The sequence below is a fragment of the Pseudomonas sp. lyk4-R2A-10 genome (assembly GCF_030209075.1).
Classification (GTDB): Bacteria; Pseudomonadota; Gammaproteobacteria; order Pseudomonadales; family Pseudomonadaceae; genus Aquipseudomonas; species Aquipseudomonas glycinae.
On record NZ_JARVSR010000011.1, the window covers coordinates 221,030 to 240,413 of the forward strand.

The 19,384-nt window shown below is 59.9% G+C and carries 23 protein-coding genes; 10 read left to right on the forward strand and 13 right to left on the reverse strand.

All coding sequences use genetic code 11. From position 1 onward, the window contains the following. Positions 1-27 precede the first annotated feature (27 nt). On the reverse strand, positions 28-780 hold the full coding sequence (gene cysZ, locus QRN46_RS18105; protein ID WP_221615052.1) for a sulfate transporter CysZ: 753 nt from the start codon (positions 778-780) through the stop codon (positions 28-30). A 310-nt stretch (positions 781-1,090) separates the two neighbouring features. Here cysZ and trxB point away from each other — a divergent pair, with 310 nt between their 5' ends. Next, the gene (trxB, locus tag QRN46_RS18110; protein WP_039769336.1) at positions 1,091-2,053 is read left to right on the forward strand and encodes a thioredoxin-disulfide reductase; all 963 of its coding nucleotides are present in this window, start codon (positions 1,091-1,093) and stop codon (positions 2,051-2,053) included. Positions 2,054-2,117: 64 nt separating this feature from the next. Here trxB and QRN46_RS18115 read toward each other — a convergent pair whose 3' ends face one another. The 6 genes from QRN46_RS18115 to QRN46_RS18140 form a co-directional block, all read right to left on the reverse strand. Then, positions 2,118-2,456: a HopJ type III effector protein gene (locus QRN46_RS18115; protein ID WP_011332495.1), complete on the reverse strand. Its 339-nt coding sequence runs from the start codon at positions 2,454-2,456 to the stop codon at positions 2,118-2,120. Next, positions 2,449-2,745, reverse strand: coding sequence for a DUF1244 domain-containing protein (locus QRN46_RS18120; RefSeq protein ID WP_064593416.1), 297 nt, complete (start codon positions 2,743-2,745; stop codon positions 2,449-2,451). Before QRN46_RS18120 ends, QRN46_RS18115 begins: the two co-directional genes overlap by 8 nt. Before the next feature lie 68 nt (positions 2,746-2,813). Further along, entirely contained in the window at positions 2,814-3,185 is a 372-nt protein-coding gene (gene folX, locus QRN46_RS18125; RefSeq protein WP_007957207.1) for a dihydroneopterin triphosphate 2'-epimerase, read from the reverse strand. Beyond that, the gene (gene folE, locus QRN46_RS18130; protein WP_011332497.1) at positions 3,186-3,746 is read right to left on the reverse strand and encodes a GTP cyclohydrolase I FolE; all 561 of its coding nucleotides are present in this window, start codon (positions 3,744-3,746) and stop codon (positions 3,186-3,188) included. It lies immediately after the preceding gene. 22 nt (positions 3,747-3,768) lie between these two features. After that, on the reverse strand, positions 3,769-4,479 hold the full coding sequence (gene folM, locus QRN46_RS18135; protein ID WP_011332498.1) for a dihydromonapterin reductase: 711 nt from the start codon (positions 4,477-4,479) through the stop codon (positions 3,769-3,771). Positions 4,480-4,535: 56 nt separating this feature from the next. Continuing rightward, positions 4,536-5,105, reverse strand: coding sequence for an antibiotic biosynthesis monooxygenase (locus QRN46_RS18140; protein WP_011332499.1), 570 nt, complete (start codon positions 5,103-5,105; stop codon positions 4,536-4,538). 211 nt (positions 5,106-5,316) lie between these two features. Between QRN46_RS18140 and QRN46_RS18145 the strand changes: the two genes are divergently transcribed. Then, the gene (locus tag QRN46_RS18145; RefSeq protein WP_011332500.1) at positions 5,317-6,276 is read left to right on the forward strand and encodes a MerR family transcriptional regulator; all 960 of its coding nucleotides are present in this window, start codon (positions 5,317-5,319) and stop codon (positions 6,274-6,276) included. Between the two features lie 3 nt (positions 6,277-6,279). On the opposite strand, the gene QRN46_RS18150 is transcribed toward QRN46_RS18145, so the two are convergent. Next, positions 6,280-6,885: a hypothetical protein gene (locus QRN46_RS18150; RefSeq protein ID WP_007957217.1), complete on the reverse strand. Its 606-nt coding sequence runs from the start codon at positions 6,883-6,885 to the stop codon at positions 6,280-6,282. A gap of 55 nt (positions 6,886-6,940) precedes the next feature. Continuing rightward, the gene (locus tag QRN46_RS18155) at positions 6,941-7,417 is read right to left on the reverse strand and encodes a PAS domain-containing protein (RefSeq protein WP_011332501.1); all 477 of its coding nucleotides are present in this window, start codon (positions 7,415-7,417) and stop codon (positions 6,941-6,943) included. Between the two features lie 153 nt (positions 7,418-7,570). On the opposite strand from QRN46_RS18155, the gene QRN46_RS18160 reads away from it, so the two are divergent. Next, complete coding sequence (locus QRN46_RS18160) at positions 7,571-8,026, forward strand: flavodoxin (RefSeq protein ID WP_064382505.1); 456 nt, start codon at positions 7,571-7,573, stop codon at positions 8,024-8,026. Here the strand turns inward: QRN46_RS18160 and QRN46_RS18165 are convergent. After that, the gene (locus tag QRN46_RS18165) at positions 8,016-8,903 is read right to left on the reverse strand and encodes a LysR family transcriptional regulator (RefSeq protein ID WP_064382504.1); all 888 of its coding nucleotides are present in this window, start codon (positions 8,901-8,903) and stop codon (positions 8,016-8,018) included. The two genes, QRN46_RS18160 and QRN46_RS18165, sit on opposite strands and share 11 nt — an antisense overlap. A 95-nt stretch (positions 8,904-8,998) precedes the next feature. Here QRN46_RS18165 and QRN46_RS18170 point away from each other — a divergent pair, with 95 nt between their 5' ends. From QRN46_RS18170 to QRN46_RS18190, 5 genes are all read left to right on the forward strand, one after another. Then, positions 8,999-9,385, forward strand: coding sequence for a CidA/LrgA family protein (locus QRN46_RS18170; RefSeq protein WP_221615059.1), 387 nt, complete (start codon positions 8,999-9,001; stop codon positions 9,383-9,385). Next, positions 9,375-10,061, forward strand: coding sequence for an LrgB family protein (locus tag QRN46_RS18175; protein ID WP_011332505.1), 687 nt, complete (start codon positions 9,375-9,377; stop codon positions 10,059-10,061). The genes QRN46_RS18170 and QRN46_RS18175 overlap by 11 nt, the downstream gene beginning before the upstream one ends. A 132-nt stretch (positions 10,062-10,193) precedes the next feature. Next, a complete protein-coding gene (locus QRN46_RS18180) occupies positions 10,194-10,976 on the forward strand; it encodes a class II aldolase/adducin family protein (RefSeq protein ID WP_039769359.1) in 783 nt (260 codons plus the stop codon). After that, positions 10,976-11,878 carry an alpha/beta fold hydrolase gene (locus QRN46_RS18185; protein ID WP_285356341.1) on the forward strand — a complete coding sequence of 301 codons (903 nt, stop codon included), beginning with the start codon at positions 10,976-10,978 and terminating at the stop codon, positions 11,876-11,878. Before QRN46_RS18180 ends, QRN46_RS18185 begins: the two co-directional genes overlap by 1 nt. 152 nt (positions 11,879-12,030) lie before the next feature. Continuing rightward, positions 12,031-12,942: an SDR family oxidoreductase gene (locus QRN46_RS18190; RefSeq protein WP_011332507.1), complete on the forward strand. Its 912-nt coding sequence runs from the start codon at positions 12,031-12,033 to the stop codon at positions 12,940-12,942. Positions 12,943-12,990: 48 nt separating this feature from the next. Here QRN46_RS18190 and QRN46_RS18195 read toward each other — a convergent pair whose 3' ends face one another. From QRN46_RS18195 to QRN46_RS18205, 3 genes are read right to left on the reverse strand one after another with little or no spacing between them, the layout of a single operon-like run. Further along, the gene (locus tag QRN46_RS18195) at positions 12,991-13,254 is read right to left on the reverse strand and encodes a bacteriocin immunity protein (protein ID WP_285356344.1); all 264 of its coding nucleotides are present in this window, start codon (positions 13,252-13,254) and stop codon (positions 12,991-12,993) included. Then, positions 13,238-13,858 carry a pyocin-S2/colicin E7-DNase domain-containing protein gene (locus QRN46_RS18200; protein WP_350310503.1) on the reverse strand — a complete coding sequence of 207 codons (621 nt, stop codon included), beginning with the start codon at positions 13,856-13,858 and terminating at the stop codon, positions 13,238-13,240. Before QRN46_RS18200 ends, QRN46_RS18195 begins: the two co-directional genes overlap by 17 nt. Then, positions 13,852-15,429, reverse strand: coding sequence for an S-type pyocin domain-containing protein (locus tag QRN46_RS18205; protein ID WP_285356347.1), 1,578 nt, complete (start codon positions 15,427-15,429; stop codon positions 13,852-13,854). Before QRN46_RS18205 ends, QRN46_RS18200 begins: the two co-directional genes overlap by 7 nt. 702 nt (positions 15,430-16,131) lie before the next feature. On the opposite strand from QRN46_RS18205, the gene QRN46_RS18210 reads away from it, so the two are divergent. Next, on the forward strand, positions 16,132-17,925 hold the full coding sequence (locus tag QRN46_RS18210) for a DUF1302 domain-containing protein (RefSeq protein ID WP_011332509.1): 1,794 nt from the start codon (positions 16,132-16,134) through the stop codon (positions 17,923-17,925). 23 nt (positions 17,926-17,948) lie between these two features. Next, positions 17,949-19,316, forward strand: coding sequence for a DUF1329 domain-containing protein (locus QRN46_RS18215; protein WP_011332510.1), 1,368 nt, complete (start codon positions 17,949-17,951; stop codon positions 19,314-19,316). Positions 19,317-19,384 lie beyond the last annotated feature (68 nt).

Genomic DNA, 19,384 nt, shown 5'->3' on the forward strand with positions numbered 1-19,384 from the left:
TTCGGATGATGGATTTGTGACGCGGCCTCAGCGTTGCGTCACCAGATTCTCGGCCCCGCGTTCGCGGACCCAGAACAATGTAGCCCCGGCCACCGCGGCCGGCATCATCAGGATATTGACCACCGGAATCAGCAACACCAGATAAACGATCCCGCCAAAGCTCATGCTCTGCCAGCGCTTCTGGCGCAGCCAGGCGAGCATTTCGTTCCAGCCCAGTTTGTGGTTGTCCGCCGGGTAGTCGATGTACTGGATCGCCATCATCCACACCCCGAACAGCAGCCACAGCGGTGCGGCGACGATGTTCACCACCGGGATGAACGAGAGGATGAACAGGCCGATCGCCCGGGGCAGGAAATAACCGAGCTTGCGCATTTCCCGGGCCAGGGTGCGCGGGATCATCGCGATCAGTTCGCCCCAGCTGAAGGCCGGGAAGTCGTCGGTGCCGCGTACTACGACTTCGACTTTTTCCGCGAGGAAGCCGTTGAGGGGCGCAGCGATCACGTTGGCCAGCATGGTGAAGGTGAAGAACACCATCAATGCCACCAGTACCACGAACAGTGGCCACAGGATGTAACTGAGAAAGCTCAGCCATTCGGGCAGCGACGGCATCAGCGTATCAACCCACAGGCTGAACTGGTGGCCGGCCAGATAGATCAATCCGACGAACAGCACCAGGTTGATGGCCAGCGGCAGCAGCACGAACAGGCGCAGGCCCGGGCTCAAGACCAGTTTGAGGCCTTCGCGCAGGTATTGCGGGCCGGACAGAACAGGGGCGGGCATAAGGTGCTCCGAACAAGGGAAAACGCGCCGACCTTACCGACTTTGCAGAACCTGTGAAAGCGCGGCGGCGAGATCGACATTCACTGTAACAAAGACGTCCGTCTCGTCAGTGTGTCGGCATAGAGACCACCTATGAGCTGGATTGTTAAACCGTATTTCCTTAATCTTGCCCCCCTCGATACGCTGCACCCAACTTTTTACAGGACTGTCGAGCTCACGCCTTCCCCAAGGTTATCCACAGTCCTTTTTTATTCCCGCCGGCAGTCCGGCGTCCGGCCAGGTGTCTTGGCCGGTCAACAGGAGCAGGTTCATGTCTGAAGTCCGTCATTCGCGAGTGATCATCCTCGGTTCCGGCCCTGCCGGTTACAGCGCTGCCGTCTACGCTGCCCGCGCCAACCTCAAGCCGCTGCTGATCACCGGCATGCAGGCCGGCGGTCAACTGACCACCACCACCGAAGTCGACAACTGGCCGGGCGACGTCCATGGTCTGACCGGCCCGGTGCTGATGGAGCGCATGCGCGAGCACGCCGAGCGTTTTGAAACCGAGATCGTGTTCGATCACATCAATGCTGTGGACTTCGCTTCCAAGCCATACAGCCTGACCGGCGACAGCGGCACCTACACCTGCGACGCGCTGATCATCGCCACTGGCGCCAGCGCTCGTTACCTGGGCCTGCCGTCGGAAGAAGCGTTCATGGGCAAAGGCGTTTCCGCCTGTGCGACCTGCGACGGTTTCTTCTATCGCAACAAGCCGGTGGCCGTGGTCGGTGGCGGCAACACCGCTGTCGAGGAAGCCCTGTACCTGGCCAATATCGCCAGCAAGGTCACCCTGATCCACCGTCGCGAAACCTTCCGCGCCGAGAAGATCCTGATCGACAAGCTCAACGCCCGTGTGGCCGAAGGCAAGATCGAGCTGAAACTGAACGCGACCCTGGACGAAGTGCTGGGCGACAACATGGGCGTGACCGGTGCGCGCCTGAAGAACAACGACGGCAGCTTCGACGAAATCAAGGTCGACGGCGTGTTCATCGCGATCGGCCACACTCCGAACACCTCGCTGTTCGAAGGTCAGCTGGAATTGAAAGACGGCTACTTGGTCGTTCAGGGTGGCCGTGAAGGTAACGCCACTGCGACCAGCGTCGAAGGCATCTTCGCTGCCGGCGACGTGGCCGACCACGTTTACCGTCAGGCCATCACCTCGGCCGGCGCCGGCTGCATGGCGGCACTGGACACCGAGCGTTACCTGGACGGTTTGCAGAACGCTTCGTTCTAAGATCGCAGAAACGAAAAAACCGGCCAATTGGCCGGTTTTTTCATGCCTGCGATTCGCTGGGGAATCAGCGGCGGGTCAGCGGTTGCGCTTCGAATTTCACGCCCGCCAGACCGTGCTGGATCAGCGCACGGATATTGCCGTGATCGCTGCCTTCAGGTGTTGCCACGACCGAGCGGTAGTGCTCGCCGAACGCCAGCAGTGCTTCTTCATCGCTCAAGCCTTCCAGCAACGCCAGACCCAAGGTCTTGCACGAACCTTCGTTCTGCCCGGCGGCGTTTTCCACGCCGCCGTTGTTGAACGCCTGCGGCTGGTAGTCGTAACCGGCGGCGATGAACGACAGGGTGTCGGCAAAAACGTGTTCGCCGCTCTTGAGGCTGGCGCGCAGGGTGTTCAGATCACTCATGGGGTTTTCCTTTGGCGAACGCCGCTTGTTGTTCGGCGCTGGCTTCTTGCTGATATTGGGCTTTCCAGTCGGCGTACGGCATGCCGTAAACCACTTCACGGGCATCGTCGAGGCTGACCTCGATCCGGCGCTCGTCAGCCTCGGCCTTGTACCACTTGGACAGGCAGTTGCGGCAGAACCCGGCGAGGTTCATCAGGTCGATGTTCTGCACGTCCTTGCGGCTGTCCAGGTGGGCGACCAGCCGGCGGAAGGCGGCGGCTTCGAGTTCGAGGCGTTGTTGCTCGGTCATGATGGGCTCTGTGCAGTCAAATCGTGGCGCGGATGATAAAAGTCTGACGCCCGGAGCGCCAGACACGTTCAGCGGCTGGCCGCGAGGGTGATCGACACCGATTCGGCAAATCGCAAGGCATGCGGCTTGTCGACTTCGACTTCGGCGTACAGCACCGATTCGTTGGCCATTACCAGATCCAGCAGCTCCTGGGTCAGGCGTTCGAGCAGGGCAAAACGGTTGCCCTCCACGTGGGCGATGATCGCCTTGGTGATGGTGCGGTAGTTCAGCGCGTGGTCGATGTCGTTGTCACGCACCGCTTCCTGTGCGGCGTACAGGATGGTCAGGTTGATCAGCACATCCTGCTTGTTGAGGATTTCGTCCTCGTTGATCCCGATAAAGGTGCGCAGGCGCAGATCCTTGACCCGGATGCGCGCCATTCCCGGTTGAAGTTGTGGCATTTACTTGCTCCGTCCAATCAATTGCAGGAACTCCTGACGGGTGTTGCTCGACTCGCGGAAGGCGCCGAGCATGACCGAGGTGTTCATGGTCGAATTCTGTTTCTCGACACCGCGCATCATCATGCACATGTGCCGGGCTTCGATGACCACCGCGACACCGGCGGCATCGGTGACTTGCCGGACCGCCTCGGCGATCTGGCGGGTGAGGTTTTCCTGGATCTGCAGGCGGCGGGCGAACATGTCCACCAGCCGCGCGATCTTCGACAGCCCCAGCACCTTGCCCGTCGGAATATAAGCCACATGGGCCTTGCCGATGAAGGGCAGCAGGTGATGTTCGCACAACGAATAGAGCTCGATGTCGGCGACGATGATCATCTCGTCGCTGTCGGAGGCAAACAGCGCGCCATTGACGATCTCGTCGACGCTCTGTTCGTAGCCGTGACACAGATACTGCATGGCCTTGGCCGCGCGCACCGGTGTGTCGAGCAAGCCTTCACGGTCGGGATCTTCACCGAGGCCGATCAGGATCTCGCGGTAATTCTCGGGCAGGGAACGGGTCATGGAGCATCCTCGCGGGGGCGTATTACTTGACGTGCCGCCCGCCGTTGACGGTCAGGGTGGTGCCGGTGACATACGGGTTGTCGAGCAGATAACGCAGGCTCTGATAAATCACTTCGCTGCCGGGTTCGATGCCCAGCGCGGACTTGGCCAGCGCCTTGGCACGGTACTCCGCGTCGTCGTCGGGATTGAACAATAGCAGGGCCGGTGCGATGCCGTTGACCTTGATTGACGGCGCGTAGCGCGCGGCGAAGGACAGCGTGAGACTGTCGAGCCCGGCCTTGCTGGCGCAATAGCCGATGTGTTTGCTGCTGCCCTTGCGGGTGACGTCATCGCTGATGTGGATGATGTCGGCAGGACTCGAACGTTGCAGCAATTCAGCGCAATGCAGATTGATCAGGTACGGCGCCAGCATGTGAATGTTGAACATGCGGCTGAAGGCTTCGGCTTCGCCGTCAGCGGTTTCCGCCAGCCACTCCGAGGCGTTGTGCACGATCGCGCGCAGGCTGTCGGTGTGTGACTTCAGCTCGGTGATGAAGGCGAGGATCGAAGCTTCGCTGGAAAAGTCCGCGTGCAGCCCTAGGGCGCCCAGATCCCGCAAGGTCTTCACACCCGGCCGTTCGCTGCGGTAAGTGAAGATCACCCGATGACCATCTTCCAGCAGACGCTGCGCACAATGCAGGCCGACCCGCTGGCCGGCGCCGGTGATAAGGATGGGAGCGGTGGGAGAAGTCATGTACGGCTCGCGTCGAAGTCAGAGCAAAAACTATAACAGCGACGCGAGCGACGGTTTCAGCGATTTTGCGTGGAGGGTGCGGCAGGCAGCGGGCGTGCAGGCGCCGGGTTGAGCCAGCCGGCCAGCAGGCGGGTCGACAGCGGAATGAAAAAATAGACCATCAACGGGGTCAAGCACAGCGTGCTGATGAAGACCCTCGGCAACAGGCTCATTTCCGCGAGCAGCGGGCCCAGCACGAAATTGAACAGCAGCGACACCGGGAAGAACGCGAGCCAGATCGCCACAGCTTGTTTCCAGCGCGGCGGGCGATGCCCGGCGGCTCCGAACCAGCCTTCGATCCCGCTGACCCGATGTTCCGTCGGGTGGGCGAACAGATCGCTGCCGCGGGCCAACCATGCAGTGCGCGATGCCGAGTGTTCCCAGGCGTGCAGGGTCTGTTCGTCGACGAAGCGGAAAATGATCTGGAATTCATCGTCGCCGGGAGGCGGAGCCAGTACGCCGGAGCCGAGATAACCGGGGAAGTCGGTGGCCAGTTGTTCGCCTTCTCGCAACCAAGCGATCAGGTCCTGATAACGACCATTGGCGACACGACGCGCGACCATCAGCGTGACGGGGGAAGTAGACATTGTGTATCTCCGTATTGCATGTGCGTCGCTCCGGGTAGGAGTTTCGCCTGACGCAGCGCCGGGGTAGAGGGCTGCGTTTTTTGACAAGCAAGGATTATTCCTTATTTCCGTGACGAACCCGAGACTTTCGTTCCATTTGATCGCTTGAACCTTCATGGGGCATCAGGAGTAGAATGGATCCAACTTTGCCAACAAGGACGTGTCCGCACCAATGCCTGTGATCACAGACGTTCGCCCTGCTTCGCAGGAATCTGTTGCGCTGGAGCGCGAGGATCTTTTCCCTATACGTGAAGTGGCGCGCCTGACCGGGGTGAACCCGGTGACATTGCGCGCATGGGAGCGGCGATACGGATTGATCCAGCCAACGCGCACCGAGAGTGGGCATCGCCTGTATTCGATGACCGATATCGAGCGTGTTCGCAGCATCGTCGACTGGATCGACCGGGGTGTTGCCGTGAGCAAGGTGGGCAAGATCCTGGCCAAGACCGAGCCGATGAAGGTGCTGGCTCATCTGATTCCCGATGACCTGGTGCACGCGGACTATATCCAGTGGCAGGAGCAGGTTAAGCAGGCGGTCAGCACTTTCGACGATCAGTTGCTTGATCGGGTCTACGGTCAGATTTTCTCTTCCTATGCTTTGCCCGTGGTGTTTCAGGACATCCTGATGCCGCTGTGGCTGCAAATGCTGCAGCGTCAGGATGCATTCGGGCAAACCAGTGAGTGGTTGTTCTTCGATGGTTTTCTGAGAGCCAAGGTGCTGCAGCGCATTGTCGTGCTGCGTGGCTCGCAACCGCGCAAGGTAATTGTCAGCGCGCTGGCCGGTCAATGTCGCGAGCTCGAATTGCTGGTGGCGGCGCTGTTCCTCAGTGGCAATGACGCGGGCGTTCGTGTGCTCACGACCGGTCAGCCGTTCGATGAGCTGACGCTGGTGTGCGAAAAGATCAAACCTCAAGCCCTCGTGCTTTTTTCCAATCACGCACCGACTGCCGAGCTTCCAAGGCGGCTGAACCGGTTGGCGCTGAGTCTGGATTGTCAGTTGCTGCTGGCGGGCGATGCGGCCGATCTGGCCCAGGACAGCCTGGCGGGATCATCGGTCGGCTGTCTGGGCAATGAAGGTTCGACAATGCGCCAGCGAATGAATCAGTTTCTGGCGGGGACGCTGGATACCTGAGTATCAGGTGTGCAGGGCAGGGTGGGTCAGACGATGCTGTTGCAGAATGAACTGGCGCAGACGCTCGGTTTCGTCGGCATCGCTCTGGCTCAGCTCGTAAGCGTAAAAGCCGCTTTCGGTTTCCCGCTCGAACGTCCCGCGCAGGGAGATCCGCTCGTAGCCCGAGGGGCTGAACCACAAGGCAAAATGCTTCGGCGGTTTGGTCTTGTTGCGCACTTCCAGCAGCACACCCTTGTGGGAAACCTCGTGCACCCACAACGTACCTGGCTGGCCCTTGGCATTTTCCAGTGCCACTGGCTCTTCCAGAGTCAGGCGCCATGGACGCACCATCGGCCCGTCTTCATAGATGCTCGGTACACCCAGGCGCAGGTGCAGGGCGTGAAATTCGTCCTCCACCAGATGCAGCGGGAAAGTCATCTGCTGATTTTCGAAGTTGGCCTGGATGGTGACTTGCTCATGGGCCGCCAGACGCGTTAGCAGGTCACGGATCTGCGAACCACCATTGACCAGCAGGCTCGACGTCGCATCCCGCACATTGAGTTGCGGGTTGTGTTGCATGGTCTGGATGAAATCCAGCTCATCCTGAGTGAGGAGGGCGTCGCGCTGCATTGGTTAACTCGAAATGAATAATTACAAAGTCATTGGTGATTGTAGTTACTGACACTTAGTTCGCAGTTTTGTTTGCGCCGTTCGTCGCTTTCAAGGCTGCAAGTTCTGCTTCCAGTGCCGCCACCTGGGCTTCCAGTTGCGCAACCCGCTGCTGAGCCTTGACCTGAACGGTGACGTCCTTTTGCACGCCGACGAAGTAGGTCTGCCCGTCGTCCACATTTTTAACCGTTGAAAGAGACAGCTCGTTCCAGAACGGCGTGCCGTCCTTGCGGTAGTTACGCAGAATTTCCCGGCATGAGCCGTTGTTGCGCAGGGCATCGCGAATCAGGGCCAGGTTCTCCTGATCGCGATCGCCCGACTGCAGGAAACGGCAATCCTGATAAAGGATTTCTTCGCTGGTGTAGCCGGTCAGGCGTTCGAAGGCCGGGTTCACGTAAATCAGGATGTTGTCATCCTTACCCTCCCGTTCGGCCACCACGATTCCATCGTTCGACGCGTTGATCACCATTTGCATGAGACTGGCATTGATCATCTTTGAATCCTTTCAAGGTTATCGACCGAAGGCATTCTAGAAGATCGCCCGGCGCTGTCTACTGGCCATCAGCGCTTATCGAGAGCCAATCGCAACATGACGTCGCCGGCTGTTACTATCGGCGCTCTTTTTTTCAGTTTCAGGATCAGATTGATGAAAGTCGCCATCCTCTCCGGCTCGGTGTACGGCACGGCCGAAGAAGTCGCTCGCCACGCTCAGAGCCTGTTGAACGCCGCCGGTTTTGAAACCTTCTACAACTCGCGCGCCAGCCTTGCCGATCTCCAGGCTTTTGGCCCTGAAGCCCTGCTGGGCGTGACCTCGACCACCGGCATGGGTGAGCTTCCGGATAACCTGCAACCTTTGTATTCGGCCATTCGCGATCAGTTACCGGCGGCCTGGCGGGGCTTGCCCGGCGCGGTAATCGCCTTGGGTGACGCCAGTTACGGCGACACTTTCTGCGGCGGCGGCGAGCAACTGCGCGAGTTGTTCGGCGAACTGGGCGTACGCGAGGTGCAGGACATGCTGCGCATCGACGCCAGCGAAAGCGTCACCCCGGAAACCGACGCCGAGCCTTGGCTGCAACAGTTGATCGCCACGCTCAAGGGCTGATCCCGCGTTCACGCAGCAGCGCCAGCCAGGCCTGCGCAGCCTTCGACAGATAGGCGCCCCGGCGCCAGATGAAAGCGATGTCCCAGCGCAGGTAGTCCGGCGCGTTCAAGGTCAGGCGCACCACGCCTGGCCGCACCAGACCGCGCGCCACCACGCTGGGCAGCAACACCACGCCCTGCCCGGCGGCGACCAGCGCCGCGAGAAAATCCGCCTGACCACTGCGCCCGCCTTCTTTCGGCGTGAAGCCCATTTGCTGGCACGCCTGAAGCAAACGATCGTTGAGCACGAAACTGCGCTGATACAAAAGGAACGGCGTATCGGCCAGTTCCTCCAGACCGATTTCGCCTTTTGCCGCCAGCGGGTGATCCACCGGAAGCAGCGCATCCAGCGGTTCATCACAGAACGGCTGAAAGTCGAATTGCGGATCCTTCGGCAGCAGACTGCCACCCAACTCCAGCTCCCCGCTGAGCACCGCCTGTTCGATATTGCGGCTGCCACCTTCAAGCAACTGCACGCTGATGTTCGGATAGCGCCGTCGGTATTCGGCAAACAGCCCGGCAAACAATGCATCGCTGCCCAGCAAGGGCAGCCCGAGACGTAACTCGCCCCGTGCCAGTTGGCTGAGGTCATCCAGTTCGCTGAGCAATTCATTGCGCAAGCGCAGCATGCCTTCGGCCCGATGCAACACCACACTGCCGGCGGCGGTCAGGCGTATCTGCGAGCCGAGCCGTTCGAGAAGCGGGGTGCCGAGACTCTGTTCGAGCTGGGCGATCTGCTTGCTCACGGCGGACTGACTGATGTGCAGGGTCTTCGCGGCTTGGGTGAAGCCGCCTTGATGAATGACTTCGACAAAGCTTTTGAGCTGTTTGAATTCCATGGCCCGATTCCAGATTGGAATGGCTTTGAGTCTAACAATTCGCTTCGGAGATGGCAGGCAGCTTCGTAAAATAGGCACCCGAAAGGAGCCCACCGATGAAAGCCTCGACCGTTAAATACCTCTCTCGCCTGCTGGCCGAACTGGCCGTGCTGCTCGCTTTTTACCTGCTCGGCTGCCAGATCGCAGCGTGGCTGGCCTGGCCGATTCCCGGCGGCGTGATCGGCATGGCGCTATTGCTGCTGGGCTTTGCGTTCGGCTGGATTAAACCGGCGGCGCTGCAAATGGGCGCCGGCCTGTTGATGGCCGAGATGCTGCTGTTCTTCATTCCCGCGCTGATGAGCCTGCTGGATTACGGCGCGTTGTTGCGTGACGACGGTTGGCGGATTCTGCTGGTGATCGCCGCCAGTACGTTGATGGTGATGCTGGTGACCGCGTTCGCAGTAGAGCTGGCCGTGCGCCTGAGGCGGTCCCATGAAGCTTGAGCTGATGCCGATGTTCTGGCTGGCGTTCACGTTGCTGGCCTACCTGTTCAGTCGCTGGCTGTATCGCCGGACCGGGCGTTACGTGCTGTCGCCACTGATTCTGGTCCCCGCGTTGCTGCTGGCGCTTGCCGTGCCGCTGCACACCGCTTACGCCGAATATTCGAGCAACACCCATTGGCTGATGCTGGTACTGGGCCCGGTCACCGTGGCGTTTGCGGTGCCGATCTGGCAACAGCGGCGTTTGCTGGTGCGGCATTGGTCAGCGTTGCTGCTGGGCATGCTGGCTGGCAGTGCGGCGTCGATCGCCACCTCGTTCGGCCTCGCGAAAGCGCTGGCGCTGGACAGTTCGGTGACGCTGTCGCTGGTGCCGCGTTCGATCACCACGCCGTTCGCCATGCCGCTGGCGCAGGACCTGGGTGGTGTGCCTGAGCTGACAGCGGTGTTCGTGATGTTCACCGGTGTGTTCGGCGCGATGCTCGGTGGTGTGCTGCTCAAGTGGCTGCCTTTGCGCAGCGCCCTGGCGCGCGGTGCATTATTCGGCGTCGGTGCGCACGGTGCCGGGGTCAGCCGGGCCCATGAAGTGGGCGGCGAAGAAGGTTCGGTGGCGGGGTTGGTGATGGTGCTGACGGGGTTGCTCAATCTGTTCGCCGCGCCTTTGTTGGCGGCGGTGCTTTGACATGGATCCAAGCTGTTTGCGTTGCTGACTCGTTCAGTCATCAAGCTGGCTGCCAATGCAACTACGCGACCGTCCGGGGCTGACTAGACTGCTGACACACGCAAAAACAATAAGAACGCAGAGGTGCATACAGTGAGCGTAGCCCCCGTCCCCTCGTCCGTGAATGTCAAAGACCAGGTCAGTGCCGCGGAATGGCAGACCCGGGTCGATCTGGCCGCCTGTTATCGTCTGGTCGCGCTGCATGGCTGGGACGATCTGATCTTCACGCACATTTCCGCCAAGGTCCCCGGCACCGAAGATTTCCTGATTAACCCGTTCGGCCTGATGTTCCATGAGATCACCGCCTCGAGCCTGGTGAAGGTCGACCAGGCCGGCAACAAGCTCATGGACAGCCCCTACGAGATCAATCCCGCCGGCTACACCATCCACAGCGCCGTGCACGAAGTGCGGCACGACGTGGCCTGCGTGCTGCACACCCACACCGCTTCGGGTGTCGCGGTGTCGGCGCAGAAGCAGGGCGTGTTGCCGATCAGTCAGCAATCGCTGTTCGTACTGTCGAGCCTGGCCTTTCACGCCTATGAAGGGGTGGCCCTCAACCATGAAGAGAAAGCGCGGTTGCAGGCGGACCTGGGTGACAACAATTTCCTGATGCTGCACAACCACGGTTTGCTGACCTGTGGCGGCACCATCGCCGACACGTTTCTGATGATGTTCACCTTCCAGCGTGCCTGCGACATTCAGGTCATGGCGCAGACCGGCGGGGCCGAACTGATCGCCATCGAACCGCAGATACTGGCGGGTGCCAAGGCAATGATTGCCGGCGTCACGAAAAGTGCTCAAGGCATGGGGGGCGCGCTGGCCTGGCCGGCGCTGCTGCGCAAACTCGATAAACAAGACCCGGGGTACAGACTCTAATGCCTCTCGCCGAGATCCCTCTGAGTGTCTGGCGCAAGCGCAGCCAGACGTTTGTCTTCCGTGGTCAGCCGATCCGCTACTGGACGGCCGGGCAGGGCGATCCGCTGCTGCTGATCCACGGCTTTCCGACGGCCAGTTGGGACTGGCATTACCTGTGGCAGCCGCTGTCCCAGCGCTACCGGGTGATTGCCTGCGACATGCTCGGCTTTGGCGACTCGGCCAAACCGCTGAATCACACCTACAGCCTGCTGGAGCAGGCCGATCTGCAACAGGCCTTGCTGTCGCATCTGCAGGTCGAACAACCGGTGCACATTCTGGCCCATGACTACGGCGACAGTGTTGCCCAGGAACTGCTGGCCCGGCATTACGAAGATCGGATCGAGGTCGCCAGTTGCGTATTCCTCAACGGTGGTCTGTTCCCGGAAACCCATCGGCCGCTGCTGGCGCAAAAGCTGCTGCTAAGCCCTTTGGGCTGGATGATCGGCCGGGCATTCACCCGCGATGCGCTGGTGAAGAGTTTCCAGCAGATTTTCGGCCCGGACACTCGGCCCAGTGAAAGCGAGATGGATGATTTCTGGAGCCTGATCGAATGCAATCGCGGGCAACGGGTCATGCACAAGCTGATTCACTACATTCCCGAACGACGGGTTCAGCGTGATCGCTGGGTCGCGGCAATGCAGCGTGGCGAGGTGCCGTTGCGGGTGATCGATGGCGAAGTCGATCCGATTTCCGGGGCGCACATGGTTGAACGGTATCGCGAGCTGATCCCTGACGCCGACACGGTGCAGTTGCCGGGCATCGGTCACTACCCGCAAATAGAAGCGCCGGTGCAGGTGCTCAGGCACTACCTCGAATTTCGCGATCACTTCGTGCTGCCTCCGCGCAAGGTAGCGTGTTCCTGAGTTCGTGCCGAACGCGCTTGGCGCCTCGGCACGTTTTCATCATCCTTCAGCCTTATCGCGCACCATTCAGCCCCAGCCGTGTTCGTTGTGACCGCACGCTCTGTGCCTGACACTCAGGGACACTGTCCCTCAGGTCTGCTGGAGTTGCCCCGATGAATGAGTCTGTGCGTTTCGAAGATAAAGTCGTGATCGTCACCGGAGCCGGTGGTGGCCTGGGACGCGCTCACGCTTTGCTGTTCGCCAAACAGGGCGCCAAAGTGCTGGTCAACGACCTCGGCGGCTCGACTCAGGGCGAAGGCGCCAACGCTTCGGCCGCCGACCGCGTGGTGGCGGAAATCCGCGAGGCCGGCGGCATCGCCGAAGCCAACCACGATTCGGTTACCGACGGCGACAAACTGGTACAGAACGCCCTCGACGTGTTCGGTCGCGTCGATGTCGTGGTCAACAACGCCGGGATCCTGCGCGACAAGACCTTCCATAAAATGGAAGACGCCGACTGGGATCTGGTCTACCGCGTCCACGTCGAAGGCGCCTATAAAGTGACCCGCGCCGCCTGGCCCCATCTGCGCGAGCAAAATTACGGCCGGGTGATCTTCACCGCCTCGACCTCGGGCATCTACGGCAATTTCGGCCAGTCCAACTACGGCATGGCCAAACTCGGCCTCTACGGCCTGACCCGCACCCTGGCCATCGAAGGTCGCAAGAACAACATCCTGGTCAACGCCATCGCTCCCACCGGCGGCACCCGCATGACCGAAGGCCTGATTCCGCCGCAAGTGTTCGAACAACTCAAGCCTGAACTGGTCAGCCCGCTGGTGGTGTACCTGGCCAGTGAACAGTGCCAGGAAACCTCGGGCCTGTTCGAAGTCGGCGGCGGCTGGATGGGCAAGGTGCGCTGGGAGCGCAGCCTGGGCGCCGGCTTCGATCCACGCGTCGGGTTTTCCCCGGAAGACGTCGCGGCGCACTGGCAGCAGATCTGTGATTTCGAAGGTGCGGCGCATCCGAAGGACAATATCGAGGCGCTGAAGGAAATGATGGGGAATTTGCAGAAGTATTCGTTGTAATACATAAAGAGACGAGCAGGCATGAGTTGCCTGCTCGTTGTTTGCTTTCTATTCTTCGTTTTTAAATCCGGGTTTTCCGTTGGCAGCGCGCCAAGCCTTGATGGTTTCTAAAACTCCTGCCGGACTGTCGTCCGTATCCTCTTCCGGGTAGTAAAGAACGTCCGTTCCATTTGGGTGCTCCGAGGTTTTTACAATGTTGTCGACGATAGCGTCATGCTCTTTTTCTGATGAGTAATCACCTTCGACCAGCCGATTAATAAGTGCTACATATTCGGCTTCCGTATATTCCTCAAATTTATTCTTGAATTTCATTTTTTTGTTTTCTCATTTCGGAATGGGTTTCAATGTGTCGTTTTGGAGTTAATACACGAAGATTGTCTAGATCGTAAACCGAACCACCTTCAGCGATAGGTACGACATGATGTATATCCAGTTTTGTTTTTCCACCCACTTGTTCTGACCTGGGAGCTGTTGGTGAAAGACCCTTTTTTATGTCAAATTTACTGAAAGTGGTGAATTGTTCAAACAACGCTTGATCATCCCCTACCGCCTTCCAAAACGCCTTGCGAAATGCCCTGAAACTCGAAAACTCCCTACCTCTGAGCTTATCCGCAATTTGCGTCGGAATCGGCGCACCTTGCTGCGTCGCAGCTGTTCCCAACCAATTGCCTGAAACCGTTTGCCCTATCCCACTGGCGATACCGGGATCCTGCCGCCGATCCCGAAACATCGTGAAAATCGGCGGTATTCCAGAGTCGATCGGGAAAACCGTAACCCACCCATCAAACCCATACTGATCAAGCTGAGGAAATGGATCGATCCGTCCGCTGTCAGGCGTGACATCGGCGCCTTCGTAGTTCGGCAAGTCTGTGTCGGCGACTGGCAAATCTGTCGAAGGATTCAGCGGTTTTACCAACGGCGTCCAAGTGACGACAGGGCCTTTGGAGTCGCTTTAGCAGTGGAAATGTAAGTGTTTTTCTGTACGTCAAAGCGTGCGAGTACCACCGGCACTTTGCTGGGGACTGTCACGCCATCGGTGCTGACGACGACAACTTCGACTGTGTTACCGAACGTTCTGGAGCCAAGCCTGACCGGCAGATCGACTTCACCGCCGGTCGTCGCCAGTTCGTACAGGTCGGTGTCCAAATCAGGCGCAAGTTCTGATAGCGGGACACTTGCAGCAAACAGGTCGCCGTTCCCAAGTTCCGAGGGAACGAGCAAAGCGGCGAACCCGACTATCACCGGCGCCGCCGCTGTGGATATGGCCGCCAGCGCCAGGGACACCGCCGTTCGCAGCGATGTTCTGAGTGCCAGCGTGGTTGCCGGGTTGTTGCCAAAAACACCGAGAGGCCCGGTAAAGGTCGGGCCGATTGCAGCCATCGATCCGGCATTGGCAAAGACGGGAGATTGTCCGCTCAGGGCGTTTTCTGCTTGCCGTCGGGCCTGTTCCCTGGCGATCTTGCGCGCTTTTTTACGGCGTTTTTTCTGTGCCTTTCGCAGCGCTTTCTGCTGTTTTTCCTGCCGTGTTTTTTCAGCCAGCAGCCAGCGCTCTTCATTGCGGCGCTGAGCATCGGCTTGCGCTTGCAGACGTGCCTGTTCGGCAGCAATCTGTTGCGCTGCAGCGTCGGCGGCGATTTGCGCCTGCTCAGCAGCAAGCCGTTGTGCTTCAGCCAGCGCTGCAAGGCGCGCCTCTTCACGAGCCTGGATTTCCTCTTGTTCCTTTTGCTGCCGTGCCGCCTCTGCGAGTGCTTGCTGACGGTGTTGTTCGGCGGCAACGCGCTCTCGCTCGGCCACTACACGTGCAGCTTGTGCCAGCGCTTCAAGTCGAGCTTGTTCATTGATCCGCGCCAGTTCGGCAGCAGCTCTCTGCGCTTGTTGCTCGGCGGCGATTCGCGCTTGATCGTTGGCCTGAACGGTCGCCAGCCAGTTGAGCACATTGACTTGCTGCTGGTTGAGCAACTGCAGCGATTGCGACAACAGCCTCGCTTCGTGAGCGGCCCGGTATGAGAACGACCAGGTCTGAAAGGCAATGCCATCAGGCTTGAGAGGGCGCTCCATCATTCGCGCTCGCGCGGTGAAATCGTTCAACGGCCGGTTCAGGGGATCGCTGCCATAAAACGTGTTGCCCAAGGCGGTCTGGCGATGAAACTCGGCAGTCTTGCGCGCCATCAGCGTATTGCGAACACCGAGTTCACGAATGATTGCCTCGGCGGGCGGCAGAGGGTGAGTTGAAACTTCGAGTCTGGCGGCGGCAAGTTCATGTTCGAGGGTTTGTGCAAGTTGACTGGCTCTGGCCTGAAACTCCTGATCCAGCACTTGAGCGGTGCCTTTCACGATATGTACGTTGCCCGCAAAGGCAGGCGGCCTTTGAAAGGCGCCGCTGCTGCTGACATCAAATGTAGTTGCCGGTAACGGGTTGTAGCCGGGAGGCGCTACCGCTGTCGTGTGGACAGGTTCAGTCAGCTCCAATGCTGGAGGCCTTTGCATATTCATATCCTTTTGAATGTGCGTTGTTTAAAAGTGATGAGTTGTTCTGCCATTTAAAGTTACAGGTGAAACGCCGGGCGCGGGTCCGAGAGTCCTGTAGGCAGTTACAGAGGAGCGCGGCAGAAAATTCGGTGATAAATAACGAATAGAAGTTGTTCGTTATTTCAATAAGGAAGTTTCCGAAAAGGATTCAGGAAGCATCTGACAGTGGCGGGGGGGAGTGACTGATTACTGGCTCAATGCGGTAAACCAGCGCCCATAAAAAAGGCCGCTGCAAACGCAGCGGCCAAGGTAAGACGTTGGATCAAGGAGCTACAAATCAACGTCAGTGAACACCGGGGCGATGGGTCGAAAAACGCTTCGGTCCATCAGAAATCGGTTGCCGACGACTAGGTCGCGGACTTCGGGCTTTCTGGCGGTCTGCCGTGAAAGCCCGCTCAGAATACGGGCTGGCGCCTCGGGGAAAAATAGCGATTCCGGACATGCACTGTTACGGGGCGTGTAACAGTGGCGCGCACCGGGGTGGTCATTATCCGCTGCGTTGATAGTGGTCCATCCAGCCTGTTCATGGTGGGCGCAAACCCTTGTCGCAGGCGGGGATTCATCCTTTCGAGCGACAGCGTGAATACCTCCTTGGTGCGCTTATCGTCCCCGTGTGGCGGCAGTAGGGTGAGGCCTTCTGTCACTCACCGGGGAAGACGCATGACAAAAACAACAATGCGCGCCATCTTCACTCCGCAGGCGCTTGCCGCTGCGGTGGCTTTGGGTTGCTGTGCCCAGGCGCACGCGGTCGCTTTCAATATCGGGGAAATCGAAGGCACGTTCGACTCGTCGCTGTCGGTCGGTGCGAGCTGGGGCATGCGCGATGCCGACAAGTCGCTGGTGGGTACGGTCAACGGCGGGACGGGCCAGTCGTCCACCGGTGATGACGGGCGTTTGAACTTCAAGAAGGGCGAGACCTTTTCCAAGATCTTCAAAGGCATCCACGACCTCGAACTGAAGTACGGCGACACCGGTGTGTTCGTGCGCGGCAAGTACTGGTACGACTTCGAACTCAAGGACGAAGACCGCGAGTTCAAACCGATCAGCGACAAGGGCCGCAAGGAGGGCGCGAAGTCTTCGGGCGCGCAGATTCTCGATGCGTTCGTCTATCACAACTATTCCATCGCCGATCTGCCGGGCACGGTTCGCGCCGGTAAACAGGTGGTGAGCTGGGGCGAAAGCACCTTCATCGGCAACTCGATCAACAGCATCAACCCGATCGACGTTTCGGCGTTCCGTCGGCCGGGTGCGGAGATCAAGGAGGGGCTGATTCCGGTGAACATGTTGTTCGCCTCTCAGGGGCTCACCGATCAACTGACGGTCGAGGGCTTCTATCAACTGGAATGGGATCAGACCGTCCTCGACAACTGCGGCACCTTCTTCGGTGTCGACGTGGCGGCGGACGGTTGCAACAACGGCTACACCGTCGGCAGCCCGGCGATCGCTCCGTTGGCGCCGCTGACGGCAGCCTTCGGTCAGCCGATCCAGGTCACCCGCGAAGGTGTGATCGTGCCCCGTGGCGGCGACCGCGATGCGCGGGATTCCGGACAATGGGGTACGGCACTGCGCTGGCTCGGCGATGACACCGAGTACGGCCTCTACTTCATGAACTACCACAGCCGCACGCCGACCGTTGGCACCAGCACCGCCGGCCTGTCGACCCTGGCGTCATTGCCGGGCATGGTCGGGATCGCCAACCGGCTGGCACCCGGCAGTGGTTCGGGACTGGCGCAAAGCGTGATGCTCGGGCGTGGTCAGTACTACCTCGAATACCCGGAAGACATTCGCCTGTACGGCGCGAGTTTCTCCACCACGTTGCCGACCGGCACCGCCTGGACCGGCGAGATCAGCTATCGGCCCAATGCGCCGGTGCAGGTCAACACCAACGACCTGACCCTGGCGCTGCTCAATCCGATTGCCGGCGGTGCTGCGTCGCCGCTGGTCACCTCGCCAGGGGCCGACAACAAGGGCTACCGGCGCAAGGAAGTGACGCAGATCCAGAGCACGCTGACGCACTTTTTCGATCAGGTCTGGGGCGCTCAACGTTTGACCCTGGTCGGTGAAGCGGCGGTGGTCCGGGTCGGTGGGCTGGAGTCGCGCAGCAAGCTGCGTTACGGCCGCGATTCGGTCTACGGCCAGTACGGTTTCGGCGGTGACACCGACGGCTTCGTCACCTCCACCTCCTGGGGCTATCGCGCACGGGCGATCCTCGATTACGCCAACGTGATCGGCGGGATCAACCTCAAGCCCAACCTGTCCTGGTCCCACGACGTCGCCGGTTATGGCCCCAACGGTCTGTTCAACGAAGGCGCCAAGGCCGTCAGCGTCGGGGTCGATGCCGACTACCGCAACACCTATACCGCGAGCCTGAGTTACACCGACTTTTTCGGCGGTGACTACAACACCCTCGAAGACCGTGACTTCGTGGCCCTGAGCTTCGGTGTGAACTTCTGATCTGCCCGAGAAGGATGAGTGCAATGCGCAAGATGATTCTGCAATGCGGTGTCCTGGCCCTGAGCCTGCTGGCCGCCAACGTGATCGCGGCGGTGTCGCCGGACGAAGCCAACAAGCTCGGCACCAGCCTGACACCGCTGGGGGCCGAGAAGGCCGGCAATGCCGACGGGTCGATTCCGGCCTGGACCGGCGGTATCCCGAAAAACGCCGGGGCGGTCGACAGCAAGGGCTTCCTGGCTGACCCGTTCGCCAGCGAAAAACCGCTGTTCACCATCACCGCCGCCAACGTCGACAAGTACAAGGACAAGCTGTCCGACGGGCAGGTGGCGATGTTCAAGCGCTATCCCGAAACCTACAAGATTCCGGTCTACCCGACCCACCGCACCGTGGCCGTGCCACCGGAAATCTACGAGTCGGCCAAGCGCAGTGCGCTCAACGTCACCACGATCAACGACGGCAACGGTCTGGCCAACTTCACCGGCAATCGCTACTACGCCTTCCCGATTCCGAAGAATGGCGTTGAGGTTCTGTGGAATCACATCACCCGCTATCACGGCGGCAATCTGCGACGGATCATCACTCAGGTGACCCCGCAGACCAACGGCAGCTACACGCCGATCCGCTTCGAAGAAGAGATCGCGGTGCCGCAACTGATGAAGGATCTCGATCCGGAAAAAGCCGCCAACGTCCTGACCTTTTTCAAACAGTCGGTGACCGCCCCGGCGCGTCTGGCCGGTAACGTGCTGCTGGTGCACGAGACCCTCGATCAGGTGAAAGAGCCGCGCCTGGCGTGGATCTACAACGCCGGCCAGCGCCGGGTACGGCGTGCGCCGCAGGTTGCCTATGACGGGCCGGGCACCGCCGCCGACGGCCTGCGCACCTCGGACAACTTCGACATGTTCTCCGGCGCGCCGGATCGCTACGACTGGAAACTGATCGGCAAGAAGGAAATGTACATTCCGTACAACAGCTACAAGCTCGACTCGCCGAGCCTCAAGTACGACGACATCGTCAAGGCCGGGCACATCAACCAGGACCTGACCCGCTATGAACTGCACCGGGTCTGGGAAGTGGTCGGTACGGTCAAACCGAACGAGCGGCACATCTACGCCAAACGCCACATGTACATCGACGAGGACAGCTGGCAAGTGGCACTGGCCGACCACTACGACGGTCGCGGGCAACTGTGGCGAGTGGCCGAAGGACACGCTCAGTACTACTACGATCACCAGGCGCAGGCCTACACCCTTGAGGCGCTCTACGACATCATCGCCGGCCGCTACATTGCTCTGGGGATGAAGAACGAAGAGAAGCACAGCTTCGAGTTCGGCTTCGAAGCCAAGGCCGCCGACTACACCCCGTCGGCCCTGCGTGCCGAGGGCGTACGGTAAGGGTTTCGATACATTTGCAAGGCAAAGGGCGACCGTACGGTCGCCTTTTTTATGGGCACCAATCAGCG